14 protein-coding genes and 3 tRNA genes are annotated in these 16,418 nt (G+C 41.5%); 13 read left to right on the top strand and 4 right to left on the bottom strand.

From position 1 onward, the window contains the following. Positions 1–2: 2 nt before the first annotated feature. The 6 genes from EES38_RS14865 (at position 3) to EES38_RS14840 (ending at position 4,740) form a co-directional block, all read left to right on the top strand. Positions 3–788: a septal ring lytic transglycosylase RlpA family protein gene (locus EES38_RS14865; RefSeq protein WP_124937998.1), complete on the top strand. Its 786-nt coding sequence runs from the start codon at positions 3–5 to the stop codon at positions 786–788. 92 nt (positions 789–880) lie between these two features. Continuing rightward, positions 881–2,059, top strand: coding sequence for a serine hydrolase (locus EES38_RS14860; RefSeq protein WP_124937997.1), 1,179 nt, complete (start codon positions 881–883; stop codon positions 2,057–2,059). A gap of 115 nt (positions 2,060–2,174) precedes the next feature. Beyond that, the gene (gene ybeD, locus EES38_RS14855) at positions 2,175–2,453 is read left to right on the top strand and encodes a DUF493 family protein YbeD (protein WP_124937996.1); all 279 of its coding nucleotides are present in this window, start codon (positions 2,175–2,177) and stop codon (positions 2,451–2,453) included. Positions 2,454–2,641: 188 nt separating this feature from the next. Beyond that, a complete protein-coding gene (lipB, locus tag EES38_RS14850) occupies positions 2,642–3,295 on the top strand; it encodes a lipoyl(octanoyl) transferase LipB (RefSeq protein WP_124937995.1) in 654 nt (217 codons plus the stop codon). Further along, positions 3,288–4,253 carry a lipoyl synthase gene (lipA, locus tag EES38_RS14845; protein WP_124937994.1) on the top strand — a complete coding sequence of 322 codons (966 nt, stop codon included), beginning with the start codon at positions 3,288–3,290 and terminating at the stop codon, positions 4,251–4,253. Before lipB ends, lipA begins: the two co-directional genes overlap by 8 nt. Positions 4,254–4,407: 154 nt before the next feature. Further along, complete coding sequence (locus tag EES38_RS14840; protein WP_124937993.1) at positions 4,408–4,740, top strand: hypothetical protein; 333 nt, start codon at positions 4,408–4,410, stop codon at positions 4,738–4,740. Positions 4,741–4,786: 46 nt separating this feature from the next. On the opposite strand, the gene EES38_RS14835 is transcribed toward EES38_RS14840, so the two are convergent. The 4 genes from EES38_RS14835 to glyA form a co-directional block, all read right to left on the bottom strand. Further along, positions 4,787–6,532 carry an alpha-amylase family glycosyl hydrolase gene (locus EES38_RS14835; protein ID WP_124937992.1) on the bottom strand — a complete coding sequence of 582 codons (1,746 nt, stop codon included), beginning with the start codon at positions 6,530–6,532 and terminating at the stop codon, positions 4,787–4,789. 60 nt (positions 6,533–6,592) lie between these two features. Continuing rightward, the gene (locus EES38_RS14830) at positions 6,593–7,822 is read right to left on the bottom strand and encodes a glycosyltransferase family protein (protein ID WP_124937991.1); all 1,230 of its coding nucleotides are present in this window, start codon (positions 7,820–7,822) and stop codon (positions 6,593–6,595) included. Positions 7,823–7,890: 68 nt separating this feature from the next. Beyond that, positions 7,891–8,709: an HAD-IIB family hydrolase gene (locus EES38_RS14825; RefSeq protein WP_124937990.1), complete on the bottom strand. Its 819-nt coding sequence runs from the start codon at positions 8,707–8,709 to the stop codon at positions 7,891–7,893. Between the two features lie 374 nt (positions 8,710–9,083). Further along, positions 9,084–10,334, bottom strand: a complete 1,251-nt coding sequence (gene glyA, locus EES38_RS14820; protein WP_124937989.1) for a serine hydroxymethyltransferase — start codon at positions 10,332–10,334, stop codon at positions 9,084–9,086. Positions 10,335–10,667: 333 nt separating this feature from the next. On the opposite strand from glyA, the gene EES38_RS14815 reads away from it, so the two are divergent. The 7 genes from EES38_RS14815 to EES38_RS14785 all read left to right on the top strand — a co-directional run bounded on the left by EES38_RS14815 (position 10,668) and on the right by EES38_RS14785 (position 16,400). Further along, positions 10,668–11,264: a YitT family protein gene (locus EES38_RS14815; protein ID WP_124937988.1), complete on the top strand. Its 597-nt coding sequence runs from the start codon at positions 10,668–10,670 to the stop codon at positions 11,262–11,264. 163 nt (positions 11,265–11,427) lie between these two features. After that, a tRNA-Tyr gene (locus EES38_RS14810) sits at positions 11,428–11,512 on the top strand. A 70-nt stretch (positions 11,513–11,582) separates the two neighbouring features. Next, a tRNA-Tyr gene (locus EES38_RS14805) sits at positions 11,583–11,667 on the top strand. 70 nt (positions 11,668–11,737) lie between these two features. Further along, positions 11,738–11,822 (top strand) — tRNA-Tyr (locus EES38_RS14800). 619 nt (positions 11,823–12,441) lie between these two features. After that, positions 12,442–13,188, top strand: a complete 747-nt coding sequence (otsB, locus tag EES38_RS14795) for a trehalose-phosphatase (protein WP_124937987.1) — start codon at positions 12,442–12,444, stop codon at positions 13,186–13,188. 3 nt (positions 13,189–13,191) lie between these two features. After that, entirely contained in the window at positions 13,192–14,988 is a 1,797-nt protein-coding gene (locus tag EES38_RS14790; RefSeq protein WP_124937986.1) for a glycoside hydrolase family 15 protein, read from the top strand. Continuing rightward, positions 14,985–16,400 carry an alpha,alpha-trehalose-phosphate synthase (UDP-forming) gene (locus EES38_RS14785; protein WP_124937985.1) on the top strand — a complete coding sequence of 472 codons (1,416 nt, stop codon included), beginning with the start codon at positions 14,985–14,987 and terminating at the stop codon, positions 16,398–16,400. Before EES38_RS14790 ends, EES38_RS14785 begins: the two co-directional genes overlap by 4 nt. Positions 16,401–16,418 lie beyond the last annotated feature (18 nt).

The raw sequence follows: 16,418 nt of genomic DNA, 5'->3' as shown, positions 1-16,418 counted from the left end.
AGATGAATATTAAACACCTACTCTCTTGCTGTTTTGTCGTTACAATTATTGCTGGCTGTAGTTCATCAGGCCGTTATGACATCGATGATGATGTCGCACCTGATACCCCGATATCCGTAGATCACATTGAAGATGCAAGCCCAAAGTATGAGCCTTATAGTACAGGTGGTAACCGCGACTATACGGTTCTAGGTCAATCTTATAAGGTCATGAAGACGACTTCTGGTTTCAAACAAAGAGGAAAGGCGTCTTGGTATGGAAAGAAATTTCACGGACACAGAACCTCTAACGGTGAAGTGTACGATATGTATTCAATGACCGCGGCCCATAAAACGTTACCTATACCAAGCTATGCAAAGGTAACCAATCTAGATAATGGAAAAACAGCCATAGTACGTATTAACGACCGTGGACCTTTCCACTCAGGACGTATTATTGATTTAAGCTATGCTGCCGCATACAAGTTAGGTGTCGTGCAAACTGGGACAGCGAATGTCGAAGTTGAGGCAATCACCACACAAAAAGTAAGCGACAGTGACAATAAAAAACCAATAAATGGGTATATAATCCAAGTTTCTTCGTCAAAATATAGTAATAGTTCGCGAACTTTATCGAATGAATTGAGTCAAAAGTTATCGGTGGCAAGTTTTGTCGATAATTCAGACGGCCTCCATAAGGTTTTTCTTGGACCATTTCAGGATTACAGCCATACAGAAGAAACACTGGAGCAAGTGAAATCACTTGGCTATCAAACCGCTTTTATTAAGAAACACATTGCATCTCAATAGATTAACGGGCAGAAATACCTTCGCACGAAACCTGTTAACGTGGGTTGTTTCTGATAAGATATCAATAACAGATAACAAATATCGTATTAACCATGAAAAAAAATACTGTAATCACTACTCTCTTAGCAGCTTCCGTTGCACTTTCTACCTCGCTTTCAACTTCTGTTAGTGCGGCACCTATCGTTGTTCCAGATCCACCACAGATCGCAGCGAAAGGTTATGTATTGATGGACTATCATTCAGGTAAGATCCTCGCGGAAAAAGAGATGAACACAAAACTTGCTCCGGCAAGTTTGACTAAAATGATGACAAGTTATGTTATCGGTCAGGAAATTGCTCGAGGCAATATTTCTAACGATGATGATGTTGTTATTAGTAAAAATGCATGGGCAAAGAACTTCCCTGAATCATCAAAAATGTTCATAGAAGTCGGCACAACAGTAAAAGTAAGAGACTTAAACCAAGGCATTATTGTTCAGTCAGGTAACGATGCTTGCGTTGCAATGGCCGAACACGTTGCTGGTTCTGAAGATGCATTTGTTGATCTGATGAACGCATGGGCAAAATCGTTGGGTATGAAAAATACACATTATACCAACGTACATGGTCTTGATGACCCAAATTTATATTCAACGCCATATGACCTTGCTCTTCTAGGACAAGCGCTAATTCGTGATGTACCAAACGAGTACAAAATTTATGCTGAGAAGAAATTCACTTATAACGGCATAACTCAATATAACCGTAATGGGTTACTTTGGGATAAAAGCATGCACGTGGACGGTATCAAAACAGGTCACACTAGCACAGCAGGCTATAACTTAGTGACATCAGCAACCGAAGGAAATATGCGTCTTGTCGCTGTCGTCATGGGCACAAACAGTTCGAATGCTCGTAAAGCGGAAAGTAAAAAACTGCTAAGTTACGGCTTCCGTTTCTTTGAAACCGTTGCACCTCACAAAGCAGGCGAAACGTTCATCAAAGAGCGTGTCTGGATGGGTAATAAAGATGAAGTTGCTCTTGGTGTAGATAAAGACACGTATGTAACTCTACCACGTGGTCAGGCAAAAGATCTTAAAGCCAGCTTTGTTTTGGAAAAAGAACTTGAAGCTCCAATCAAAAAAGGTGAAGTGGTCGGTAAACTGTTCTACCAACTTGATGGTAAAGACGTTGCGCAATATCCACTTATTGCTCTAGAAGATGTCGATAAAGGTGGTATCTTCAGCCGTTTATGGGACTACATTGTATTACTATTCAAAGGCTTGTTTTAAGCTCTGTTGAATTACAGCGAAAGCCACCTTCGAGTGGCTTTTTCTTTGGCTTGAGATCATTGCCGATAACCAGTAGTATTCACGCAATTGTTATTTATATTTAGGGTACCGGCCAATGTTAACTATTAACTCTGATGCGAAATTGAAAGACTTGCTTGAGTTTCCTTGTTCTTTTACATACAAGGTTATGGGACATGCGAAGCCAGAACTCCCAGACCTAGTTGTTGAGGTGATCCAGCGTCATGCACCTGGTAATTACTCTCCGACGGTCAAGCCAAGCGCTAAAGGTAACTACCATTCTGTCTCTATCAATATTACAGCGACGTCGATAGAACAGGTAGAAACACTGTATAAAGAACTTGGTGAAATTGAAATTGTGCGCATGGTTCTATAAACCACACAATTATTTTTGAATAATTAAAAATTATTTTAAAAGCAGCTGTAGCTGCTTTTCTTTTTAATTCAATAAGATAAAAATACCACAAGCTGTGAAAGGTCAATTTTTTAGCGTTATACTGTAGTGGTATGCCATATTCAGGTTTATAATCCTTTTACTTTATAAATAGATAGCACAGATTCTCAATGAATAACGAACTTATTGTTAAACAACTTGGTCGACAAGATTATGCTCCAATACTGGATGCTATGCATAGTTTCACCGATCAACGTTCGGAAGATACAATAGATGAGATTTGGCTTGTAGAGCACAATCCGATATTTACTCAAGGACAAGCAGGAAAAGCTGAGCACTTGTTAAATACCGGTGACATCCCAGTGATACAAAGTGACCGCGGGGGTCAGGTAACCTATCACGGACCGGGACAGATTGTGACATACTTCCTTATCGATCTCCGCCGCCGAAAATTGGGGGTGAGAGAGCTCGTTACTCACATAGAAAATATCGTTATCCAAACACTGACGCATTTCGGTATCGAGTCAAAAGCGCGACCAGACGCACCCGGTGTATACGTCGATGGCAAAAAAATTTGCTCTCTAGGTCTTAGAATTCGTAAAGGCTGTTCCTTTCATGGTTTAGCTCTTAACGTCAATATGGATTTGAGTCCATTTCTCCGGATTAACCCATGCGGTTATCAAGGGATGGAAATGGTTCAAGTTAAAGACTTAGGTGGTCCAGACAACGTACATACCGTGGAAAAACAACTAATTTCGGAACTAGTAGCTGCATTAGGCTACGATAAAGTTACCTATAGCACAGAAGCAACGAATCATGAGTAAACCAATCCAGATGGAAAAAGGCGTCAAGTATCGTGACGCTGATAAAATGGCCCTGATTCCGGTAAAAAATATGCCGGCAGAGCAAAAGGAAGTTTTACGTAAACCTGAATGGATGAAAATCAAACTGCCATCAGACAGTCAACGTATCCGTGATATCAAAGATGCAATGCGTAAGAACAACCTTCATTCTGTATGTGAAGAAGCATCTTGTCCTAACCTTGCAGAGTGTTTTAATCATGGTACAGCTACGTTTATGATTCTCGGCGCAATCTGCACACGTCGTTGTCCATTCTGTGATGTTGCCCATGGCCGCCCTATTACACCTGATGCAGAAGAGCCCGAAAAATTGGCTCAGACGATTCAGGACATGAAACTGAAGTATGTCGTTATCACTTCAGTTGACCGTGATGATCTTCGTGACGGTGGAGCAAAACATTTTGCCGATTGTAACAAAGCGATTAGAGAAAAAAGTCCAGGTATCCGCATAGAAACACTGGTTCCAGATTTTCGTGGTCGTATGGACAAAGCTCTGGATGAACTGAAAGACAACCCACCAGATGTATTTAACCATAACCTGGAAACTGCTCCACGCTTATATCGCAAAGTTCGACCAGGAGCCAATTATCAATGGTCGCTTGACCTGCTGAAAAAATTCAAAGAACAGCATCCACATGTACCGACCAAATCTGGCTTAATGATGGGGCTGGGTGAAACAAAAGAAGAAATTGTTGAAGTATTAAAAGATCTTCGCGCTCATGGTGTAACCATGTTGACTTTAGGTCAGTATCTGGCACCAAGCCGCCATCATCTACCAGTTGAACGCTACGTGCCGCCAGCAGAATTTGATGAATTGAAAGAGATTGCGCTAGAACTCGGTTTCACTCACGCAGCTTGTGGTCCATTCGTCCGCTCTTCTTACCATGCTGACTTACAAGCAAAAGGTGAAGAAGTAAAATAACGGCTCTAAACATTTATTAAAGCGAACTCATGCAAGTGGGTTCGCTTTTTCTTTTTACTGATACCCACCTCTATATTTAACTTTGATTTGTTGAAAGAACGCATCTTGTTTTATAGTCTTAAATCAAGAAGTAAATGTGGAACAAGGAATAAGTATGAAAATCTTGAGTGCCTTAGGTATGATTTCTTTAAGCGTGATCTTAGCGGGCTGTTCGTCTAATACCAAAGAGGACAACTACCGAGAGGCATCATTCGAACTTTGCAATACTGACGTTAAAATTTATTCGCTAGACGATGATGGTCGTGTGAGAATTGTTTGCGCTGACGGTTCTAAGTTTGCTCTGAAACAAGAATCGACGCTAGACGTTATGCGGGATATCAATATTGAGTATTGTGATGGTGAAGGCTTAGGTAAGTTTACTGAGAGTGATAAATACTACCTGTTTAAGTGCAAATCAGGTACGACACTTAGCATCACTAAAGACTAAGCGAACGAATTAAAAAAGGCAGTGAAATATTTCACTGCCTTTTATATTAATTACGCTTCTTATTTGCCAACCACAGAAATTGATAGGGTCGCAAAGTAACATTCGCAAGCCGATCCTCGTAGACTTGGTCAGTTAATAAATCGGTCCAATCGTCAGTCGCAATGAGATTGAGCTCTGCTAAATTAAATGACTGCGGTTCGCTGGTTATATTGTAAATAGCAAACAAGCTTTGTTGTCGATCTAAACTCTGACGCCAAAATGCAAACAAATTATCACGCATGTGCATAATGTATTGTGTTGCATTGGGGTGGAAGGCTGGCTGAGCTCTACGAATCTTGGCCAGTCGCGTAATACCTGCAAAGACTTTTTGATGATGAGTTTCACTATTCAGTTTTTCTTCCAGATCTTCCATGTCCCATATGTGTCGATTGATCGATCGGAACTGTCCGGTATTCTCTACTCGGTCATAATCATTCTGCGTTCCGAGTAAAGAGTGAATATAAAACGCAGGCACGCCTTCAAGAGCCATCTGTACGCCAGCAGCACACAAGAACCGAGCGAATTGGAACTGGTCAGGTCCAGCCTGAACCGAACCACTCAACGCATCCCATAAGCTAATATTAATCTCATAAGGTTTAACTTCACCATCCGCAGTGGTCCTCGAACTGATGCGACCACCAAACTTCTTCATCGTATTAATTAACGTGTCTAGCTCCCATTCGGAAAGTAGCCCTTCCGTTGGTCTTAACCCAACACCGTCATGCGACGCAACAAAATTAAGATACGTAGTACCCTGCTGTGCTGGCGGCATGCGCATGAGCCAATTTTTAAGGTGGACACAACTCCCTGTAACCAGAGTATTGATGAGTAATGGCGGTAAAGAAAAGTTATAAATTAAATGGGCTTCGTTTGCATTCCCAAAGTAAGTCAGGTTTTCCTGATTAGGGATATTCGTTTCAGTAATAATGACTGCGTTTGGCGCCCAATGCTCAATCATGAGGCGCAATAAACGAATCATTTCGTGTGTATTAGGTAGATTGATGCAAGACGTACCAGGCGACTTCCACAAAAAAGCGACAGCATCGAGTCGGAACCAACGAATTCCTTTTTCTAGATATAAGCGAATGATTCCCAGAAACTCCAGCAATACTTCTGGATTTTCAAAATTCATATCCACTTGATCGTGACTAAATGTGCACCAAACATATTTGACACCATCAGCCGTTTGAACTTCTCTGAGTAATGGAGACGTTCTCGGTCTAACCACACTGCTTAAATCAGCTTCTGGATCAGACTCATAAAAATATCCTACACCTGGCGACTGACCCTTCTTATAATTATCAAACCACATACTTCGACTCGAACAGTGATTTATGACCAAATCTCCCATGACCTTGAAGCGCTTAGCTATCTCAGATACATGCTCCCACTGACCACTCGATGGATTTACTGTCGTATAATCGATAACACTAAAACCATCATCAGAGCTGTATGGGAAGAATGGCAATAGATGCACAGCCGATATTGATTCTGTCAGGCGACTTTTAAGAAAAGTATTCAGCGTTTCTAAAGGTGCTTTATCTTTCTCACGCAAACTATCTGCGTATGTGATAAGCATAATATCAGACTGATTCCACAAGTTTCTGTGTGGCTTGGGAGAGTCTGTTTTGGGATCCAAATTGAATGTTGAAAGGCACTTACGTGCCAGTTCTCCAGAATCAATATTCGGATACAACACCTGCAAGTGTCCAACTAATCGTTGCTCTAAATGAGAGGGCGCACTATTTTCCATAATTTTTCTGCCTTTAACTCAATTTGTCATAGGTCACTAATAAACTCAGGAATGAACCAACTAGCTTTTAGGACCGAACTCTTTCATATCTAATTCAACAGCTTCAGATAACTGATTTAGCACATTTGGGAAAGCACTCAACACTCGGTTCCACCGAGGCATAAATGGCGCTCCCATCGGATTATCTAAATACATTTCCCCAGCCTTCATAATATTGCGGGCAAATAGTTCTACGGTTTGCTCCTCTAAGTGAACGTCAAGCTTCAAACCATTTATAGCAGCATCATTGTTGTAAGCATTCACATAATCCAACGCAACACGGTAATAACTTGCTTTTATTGAACGGAACGTTTCCTGATTAAATATGATCCCGTGTGTAGCAAGTTTACGGAAAATAGCCTTAGTGATATCGATAGACATTTTTGACAAACCACCATCATCACTTCCAGCAGATAAATCCTGATGTTTATGATCATAAGCGTCAGCAATATCGACCTGACATAACCGGTTAGTCGAGTAGTTCATGTACATTTCACTGAGTACACCAATTTCGAGTCCCCAGTCCGCAGGGATGCGTAGGTCAGTCATTACGTCTCGACGAAATGAAAATTCGCCAGCTAATGGATATCGATAGCTATCGAGATACTCAAGATAATCGAGGTGCCCGAAGACTTTTTGCAGCGAACGAATCAAAGGCGTAACCAACAAGCGACTTACCCGCCCATTTAGTTTTCCATCGGCAATACGTGCATAAAAGCCTTTACAAAATTCGTAGTTAAAATTCGGATTCGCTACAGGATAAATTAATCGAGCCAGCAAGCCTCTATCATAGGTGACAATATCGCAATCGTGCATCGCAACCGATTCAGCCTCACCAGCACCAAGTGTATACCCCATACAAAACCAAACATTACGTCCTTTCCCTGGCTCAGTTGGAGAAAGATCCTCGCTTTTCAATATTTCATCAATTGCTTTGAGCCTTGGCCCATCATTCCATAGCACTCTTGTTTTTTGTGGTAATACAGAAAAAAACTTTAAGGCATCGCGGTATTGCTCTTCATTCGCTCGGTCTAAACCAATCACAATTTCACTAAGGTAAGGAACTTGCTTGAGATGCTCAATAATATTAGGCATTGCATCCGTTTCAAGCTCTGAATATAGGCAAGGTAAAATAAGGGACATCGAGCGTTTTTTCGCAAATGAGCACAGCTCTTTTTCAAGCTCTTCTACTGGGCGGTCCGATAAGTTATGCAGTGTTGTAACAATTCCATTTTGATAAAAATCACCCATGGTAGACTTCTCCTAATGTTAGTTAACCTGCTGACGAGCAACAGTAATACACTCCTGTACATCTATCTTTAGAGTTCTTCTTGATTGACTATTTTTTCTATTTCCTCAGCCCAACCCGCTGGACCATATTGTTTAGTTACGCGTACATCACATCGGTTTGGAACTTGTGGGGGATTATGAACTGGTGAACGGACCACTACTGGAATGTCAACGAGCTTCAGCATTCCAACATCATTCTCACCATCACCTAAAGCGACTGTTATCACAGGCTCTTTCCAGAGAGACTGATAGCCCTGAGTCAGCCAATTCATAGCATTCGACTTATCACAAGACTCACCCATAACATGCGCAAACCTCCCTCCTTTCTGCACCTGGAGGCCCAAAGGTTGAAGTTTTTTTCGCAAGAGATTTAGCTCGTCATCATCACCATTCCAAACCAATGGTTCAGTGTATTCTCTTTGCATTGCTAGGGCCGCACTATCATGATGTAGTCCAGTTAAATCAACCACATCTTGAACAGTCAGATCATTGAAACCGGTGAAACGAAATTCATCTTTAAATTGTTTTGCAGTCGCAATCAGTTCTTTGCGTTTTGGGCCAAATGCTTTACACCAATAATCTCCAACATCAATCAAAGAAGGTTGGTAAAGCTGCGTTAAAGATTTGGGAATGTAGATTGCGGCCCCATTCTCAGTGATAAACGGATGATGGTGATTCAGCTGACGTCGGAGCCCAGCCAGTTCAGCGAATGTTTTGCTCGTATTAAGAATCCATGGAATTCGCTTGCTTTCCAATAATGCAATAGCTGGAAGAGCCGAGTCAAAACTGTAGGTATGATGATCGAGTAACGTTCCGTCAAGATCCGAATATACAAGCAGTTTAATCATGAAAAAATATCGGTATTCAGGCAAAAATGCTGCACAAAATACCTTCTCCTTTGTCATTTTTATAAGTGATAAAGGCTAATTTCGCCTTTTAGCTTACAATAACTAGTAAAGCAAGTATTGCGCCAATTAAATCGAAACACTTAGACGTTAACAGCTCTAGCGATGTTTTAGAGTAGGTCGCAGCTACACTAGTATGTGCAGATAAACACGCAGCCTAGAATTTAGTATAAGCAAAATTTATGAAGTTTGGTCATAAAAAATACAATAATTTAAACTAAATAGCATGTCTTGCACCAATTAAGTGCACACATAATGAAGGCATAAAAAAACCCTAGGCTCATCACCTAGGGTTTAGAATTGAATCAGTTATTGAATTATGCGTAAACAGGAAGACGTTTACAAATATCAAGAACTTTTGCTTTGGTTGCTTCAATTACTGAAGGTTCGTTGATGTTATCAAGAACATCGCACATCCAGTTAGCAAGATCTTTAGCATCATCAACAGTGAAACCACGACGTGTAATCGCTGGAGTACCAACACGGATACCTGACGTTACAAATGGGCTACGTGGGTCATTCGGAACAGAGTTTTTGTTCACTGTGATATTTGCAGCGCCCAAAGCAGCATCCGCTTCTTTACCAGTGATATCTTTGTCGATCAGATCAACAAGGAAAAGGTGATTTTCTGTACCATTAGATACGATCTTATAACCACGACTCTGGAATTCAGCAACCATTGCTTTTGCGTTTTCTACAACGCGCGCTTGGTACGCTTTGAATTCTGGTTCCATTGCTTCTTTGAAAGCAACCGCTTTAGCAGCGATAACATGCATCAAAGGACCACCCTGACCGCCTGGGAACACTGCAGAGTTTAGTTTTTTGTACATATCTTCGCCAGCGCCTGAAAGGATCAGACCGCCACGAGGGCCAGCAAGCGTTTTATGCGTTGTTGTTGTCACTACGTGAGCGTATGGTACTGGTGATGGGTAAACGCCAGCAGCAATAAGACCCGCTACGTGAGCCATATCGACAAATAGGTACGCTCCCACTTTGTCAGAAATTTCACGCATACGTTTCCAGTCAACAACTTGAGAATATGCCGAGAAACCACCAATGATCATTTTTGGCTTGTGCTCAAGAGCAAGCGCTTCCATTTCGTCGTAGTTAATCTGACCTTCACCATCAATACCGTAAGGGATGACGTTGTAGTGTTTACCAGAAAAGTTAACAGGTGAACCATGAGTTAAGTGACCACCGTGCGCAAGACTCATACCCAATACGGTATCGCCTGGGTTAAGCAGAGCCATGTAAACTGCACTGTTTGCCTGAGAACCAGAGTGAGGCTGAACGTTTGCATAGTCACAACCGAATAGTTCACAAGCGCGTTCAATAGCAAGCGCTTCTGCTTTATCTACGTATTCACAACCACCGTAGTAACGTTTGCCAGGATAACCTTCAGCATATTTGTTAGTTAGCTGAGAACCTTGTGCTTCCATTACACGTGGGCTTGTGTAGTTTTCTGAAGCGATTAGCTCAATGTGCTCTTCTTGACGAAGAGTTTCTTCTTGGATAGCTGCATATAGCTCTGGATCATAATCAGCGATGTTCATATCACGCTTAAGCATCTGTATCTCCTGACTCAGATTAACTGAATGGTTAAAACGGCTCTGTGACCTTACGCAAACGTTTTCGTCACCGAATTGGCGCGTATTCTACATAATTTGATTTGTGTCATAAAGTACAAATTACAATTTTTATTATGCAGAATTTTCATGTTCGAAATATTCTTAACCGTATACCCGAATTTGAACAATGACCACGAACCGTGTCAATTAATTTTCTTTACACCTGTAAAGCTGTAATTACATAGGTTTACCTGAATTTTAATCTCCCGGCTACCTTAATTTTGTTCTTTTCCATACTATCGTATTTCCAGTGTTTAAAAGTTAGTAAAAGAGATGGAAAAGCATACAAAGAAAGAAGATATCATTGCAATTCTTACGGGTACTTTCGTCTTTGCTCAAGGAATATTATTCCTTCAAGCAGGCGGTCTGGTGACTGGAGGTACAGCAGGTTTAGCATTGTTGCTCACTCACTTAACTTCTTTGTCTTTTGGGACATTGTATTTTTGGGTTAATCTTCCATTTTATATTCTTGCTTGGAAACGCTTTGGTGCTTCATTTGCGATTAATACAGCCATTGCTTGTGCGATAGTCTCTGTTTTTAGTAACCACCTCAACGAATTTATCTCTTTGTCCAGTTTAAATATGATTTACTGTTCAGTCGCGGGTGGTATTTTAATGGGGCTTGGTATGCTGATACTTTTTCGTCACCGTTGTAGCTTGGGCGGGTTTAATGTCTTTTGCCTTTACATTCAAGACAAACTCGGTATTTCAGTTGGTAAAACTCAAATTTTCATCGACAGCGCCATTGTTATTGCTTCCTTTGTCTATTTACCTTATGAAACAGTCCTATGCTCCATTGTAAGCGTCGTTTTTCTCAATCTGGTTTTGGGGATGAATCACAAGCCTACACGCTATATCGTGAGCTATTAAATAAGCAAAATGGACACATAACCCCCTATTCCCACAGGCTTTGTCCAAAAAGGCAGCATTTGATTTAAAATTCTAAGAAAAGTCTTTACACAAAGAGCGAGTTTGTTATGATTCGCTCCGCACTCATTTGATGGCACGGGAAAATCAAATGTTTTAATACCCTGGAGGGGTTCCCGAGTGGCCAAAGGGAGCAGACTGTAAATCTGCCGGCTCCGCCTTCGATGGTTCGAATCCGTCCCCCTCCACCATATTCTTCTCATTATGAGAAACACTTGATTGAACGTGTTGGGAAAACCTCAGTTAAGTATAAAAATWCCCGGAGGGGTTCCCGAGTGGCCAAAGGGAGCAGACTGTAAATCTGCCGGCTCCGCCTTCGATGGTTCGAATCCGTCCCCCTCCACCATATTCTTCTCGTTAAGAGAAACACTTGATTGAACGTGTTGGGAAAACCTCAATTAAGTATAAAAATTCCTGGAGGGGTTCCCGAGTGGCCAAAGGGAGCAGACTGTAAATCTGCCGGCTCCGCCTTCGATGGTTCGAATCCGTCCCCCTCCACCATATATTAAGCCTAGCAAATGCTAGGCTTTTTTTATTTCCGAAAACAAATGAGAAGCTCAATTGTTAGCTCGAAGAACTCATCTCCCAGCCCTCTCGCCATTACTCACTTCATCGCATAACAACTTTTAATAACTACTTTGAACTCTAAATTAAATTATTACGCATTATAATTTCTATGAGCTAAAAACTTTTGTTTAAAAAACAATCAAAAATAAATTATATCAATTTACCTCCCACTCTAAAGCCATATAAATGAGAGATTTCAATATTTTATATGCACTTAACACACGTTACGTAACCATTAACCGAAAAATAATTAAAATTAAATGCAAAACCAAATAATTACAACAACTTAAAAAGTATAAATATAAATATAAATTCAATTTAATGGTTTAATAACCAAGTTTAACTACGGATAAAATTGGTTAGAATTAAAAATATCCATTAAATAAAACTAACTAATACTCTTTCGATATACCACCCTTCTAATTTTCTAGCTTAATAGCGAAATTTGATACAAAACCGCCAATTATAGTTAAAGTACTAACAAAATTCTGACTTGTTTAATTGATTGCTGAGAGGTATGTTAAATATTAGTCAATTACAAGAGAGCTAAGAGATGCATCACGAATTGCCTAATCTGGCTTTGGATAAGTCCGCTTTGTTTTTCGATTTTGACGGTACACTTGTCGACCTAAAACCAACGCCAGATGAAGTCGTTGTTAGTGAGGAACTGCAATCTATAATAAATGCACTAGATGACAAAACGTCCCACGCAATAGCACTCATCAGCGGAAGAAATATTGAGTCTTTGGATAAGCACTTACAACTGCCCAATATCAAAATGAGTGGTAGTCATGGTATGGAGTATCGTTTAGACAGCAATTTACCTATCACCCTTCATCCCGATGTTATTCATCTGCCGGATGACCTTATAAATCAATGCGAATCTTTTTGTGAAATTTACGGTTTATTGCTGGAAAGAAAGCCCCTGTCACTTGCAATACATTACCGTTCTCAACCCACTTTAGAACCAAACGTAATCGACTTTTTGACGACATTACTCAAGCAGTTTTCACAGCTTGATCTGAAAATACAAAGTGGAAAATGCATAAGAGAAATTAAGCCAAGTCATATCAGCAAGGCTACAGCTCTAGACCTTTTTGCCAACACCAACGATTTTAAGAACAGAACGATATGGTACTTTGGCGATGACGTTACCGATGAGGATGCGTTTGAATGGGTTAATGCACAAGGTGGCGTGAGTGTAAAAATAGGTGAAGGGGAATCCAAAGCGCTATACCGGCTACCATCGCCTAATGACTTGAAACAATTTTTGTTAGCTCATCTAGTTAAAGAGGAATAACACATGCCAGAGAACAACTTGGATTTAGCCCTGATAGGTAACTGCCGAATCAGCGCATTAATCGATAAAATGGGAGAAGTGGTCTGGTGTTGTATGCCTCGCTTTGATAGCGATCCTGTTTTTGCTTCATTACTTAAAACAGGCGAGAAACAGGACCTTCATGGCACTTACGGCATCGATTTAGATGGTTTTTCTCATAGTGAACAGCACTATGAAAAAAATACAGCCGTACTCAAAACGGTTCTTCATGATCAAAAGGGTAACAGTGTCACCATCACCGACTTTGCTCCTCGACTAGAGCTGTATGGTAGGTTACACCGCCCTGTCACACTGATGCGAATTCTGACCCCGCACGGTTCACCAAAAATTCGGGTTCGTCTGCGTCCTGCCAACAATGAAGAAGGAACACCCTATCAACGTATCGAAGGCAGTAACCACATTAAGTACTTAAGTGATATGCAGTCACTACGGCTAACCACTGATCTGTCTATTGCCAGCGTCTTCGATGAAAAGTGGTTTATCCTTGATCACGAAAGTCACCTTATTTTCGGATCCAACGAGAGTATTGAAGAACCTATTACTCAGTTGACTCAACGCTTTCTTGTTGAGACAGAGCAGAATTGGCGTAACTGGGTGTGTAACCTTGCTATCCCATTTGAATGGCAAGATGCAGTTATCCGTTCGGCCATTACTCTCAAGCTCAGTGCCTTTGAGGATACTGGCGCTATAGTCGCGGCGATGACAACCTCGCTCCCAGAAGCCAAAGACACTGAAAGAAACTGGGACTACCGTTTTTGCTGGTTAAGAGATAGTTATTTCACAGTACATGCTCTTAATCGTCTCGGTGTAACTGCGACGATGGAACAATATCTTCGCTACCTAGTCAATCTTGCCGCCAATATTGAGGATGAGTATCTACAGCCAGTTTTTTGCTTGAACGGCGAAAAAAAGATGGAAGAGAGAATCATCGATAAATTGGACGGTTATAGGGGTATGGGACCGGTTCGATTTGGTAATCAGGCTGCCGATCAAATACAACATGATGTTTACGGCGCTATTGTTCTCTCCGCCACACAAATGTTTTTTGATGAGAGAATTCGTAAACCCGATGATAAACGTCTATTCCCGCTCCTAGAGCAGGTGGGGGAAAAAGCGGTAAGTTACTACAATCAGCCTGACGCAGGGCTATGGGAACTGCGTGGTAGTCAACATATCCATACATTCTCTAGCATCATGTGTTGGGCTGCAGCGGATAGGCTCGCAAAAATCGCCGAGAACCTTAACCTTCCAGGTCGACAGGAATATTGGCGTCGTCACGCAGAGGTAATGCGCGAAGATATTGATAAGCATGCTTACAACGCTGAACTCAATAGCTATACCGCAACTTGGGGTGGCGATACGATGGATGCTAGTTTACTTCTTGCCTGTTCTTTAGGATATGTAACGGGTGACGATCCGCGATTTATTGGCACAGTCGAATCAATCGAGAATCAGTTAAGACCCAAAGGAAGTAAATACATTTTTAGATATGTAATAGAAGACGATTTTGGTGCACCAGAGAACGCATTCACTATCTGTTCATTTTGGTATATCGAAGCGCTTGCTGCAATAGGCAGAAAAGACGATGCCAGAGAGCTTTTCATTGACCTTCTTAGCCGCCGAAATCATGTCGGGTTATTGTCGGAAGACCTCGAACCCACTACAGGAGAGCTGTGGGGTAACTTTCCGCAAACGTATAGCATGGTAGGAATTATTAACTGTGCGAGAATTTTAAGCCGAAGATGGGAGGATGAACTATGAGTAGGCTTGTTGTTGTATCGAACCGGGTTGCCAGACCAGAGGCATTAAGCAGTGGGGCCCAAGGTGGCCTTGCTGTAGGTGTACTTGCGGCGATGGCGGAAGCTGGTGGCCTGTGGTTCGGATGGAGCGGAAAAATAGAGAATCGTCCGACTTCAGAAATCAAGGAAGAACGAAAGAACAATATCGACTTTGTTACGATTAACCTAAGACAAAATGAGTACAATAATTTTTATCTTGGGTACTCCAATAATGTCATTTGGCCACTATTTCATCAACGCCCAGACCTAATGAACTATAAACATCATTACCGCATGGGTTATGAAGGCGTTAATCGAAAATACGTGAATAAGTTACTGCCCTATTTAAAGCCTGATGACGTTATCTGGATACACGATTACCAATTAATCCCCATGGCCAAAATGCTACGTGAAGCAGGTGTGACTTCTCCTATCGGATTTTTCCTACACACACCTTTCCCTGCCTACGATTCTCTAAGAGCCCTACCTAATTACCAGGACATGCTAATAGAGATGCTGCACTACGACCTCTTAGGCTTCCACACAAAAATTGACGAGTTCAACTTTACACAATCAATTAGTATGGGATTAGACGGATGTATATCCCAGTCGCATTTAATTAACTGCCACGGACATGAGACCCAAACAGGTGTATATCCGATAGGGATAGAAACTGACGACCTACTTCAACTCGCAGAAAAAGGCAAAAAATCCAAAGAATATCAGCAGGTAAAAGCTGAGCTCGGTGATAGAAAATTGATTATTGGAGTGGATCGGCTTGACTATAGTAAAGGCATTTTTCACCGTTTTCAGTCCTATGATCAAATGCTCAAGAACCACTCAGAGCTGCGGAGAAAACAGGTCTACATGCAGGTAGCCCCAACCTCTCGTGGTGATGTCAAAGCCTATTCTCAACTCGCTAAACAGGTTGAGCAGGCCGCAGGCCATGTCAACGGGACCCATGCTGACTTTGACTGGACGCCGATTCGATATATAAACCGTGGCTTCCGTCGCAACACGATAATGGCACTCTATAATCTGTCTCACGTTGGATTTGTTACTCCTCTGAGAGATGGAATGAACTTGGTCGCGAAAGAGTTCGTTGCAGCTCAAGATCCTGACGATCCAGGCGTTCTTATTCTGTCGGAAATGGCAGGCGCATCGGCAGAATTAGAAGCTGCATTGATCGTCAATCCTTATGATACAGAAGCGGTAGCGGAAACATTGGCGCAAGCAATGCAGATGCCTCTGGATGAACGCATTGATCGTTGGAAAAAAATGATGGCGGTGTTGAGACAAAATGACATACATGCATGGCAGAAAAATTTCCGCCAAGATTTGAAAGCCCATCCACATAATATCGAAGCTAATTCAGACTTAACATTGGTTGAATAACGCAAAAGGGAGTTCATC

The organism is Vibrio viridaestus, from assembly GCF_003856525.1.
GTDB lineage: Bacteria > Pseudomonadota > Gammaproteobacteria > Enterobacterales > Vibrionaceae > Vibrio > Vibrio viridaestus.
Note: the sequence above shows the minus strand (reverse complement) of the source record. Positions and strands in the feature narration are given on the sequence as shown.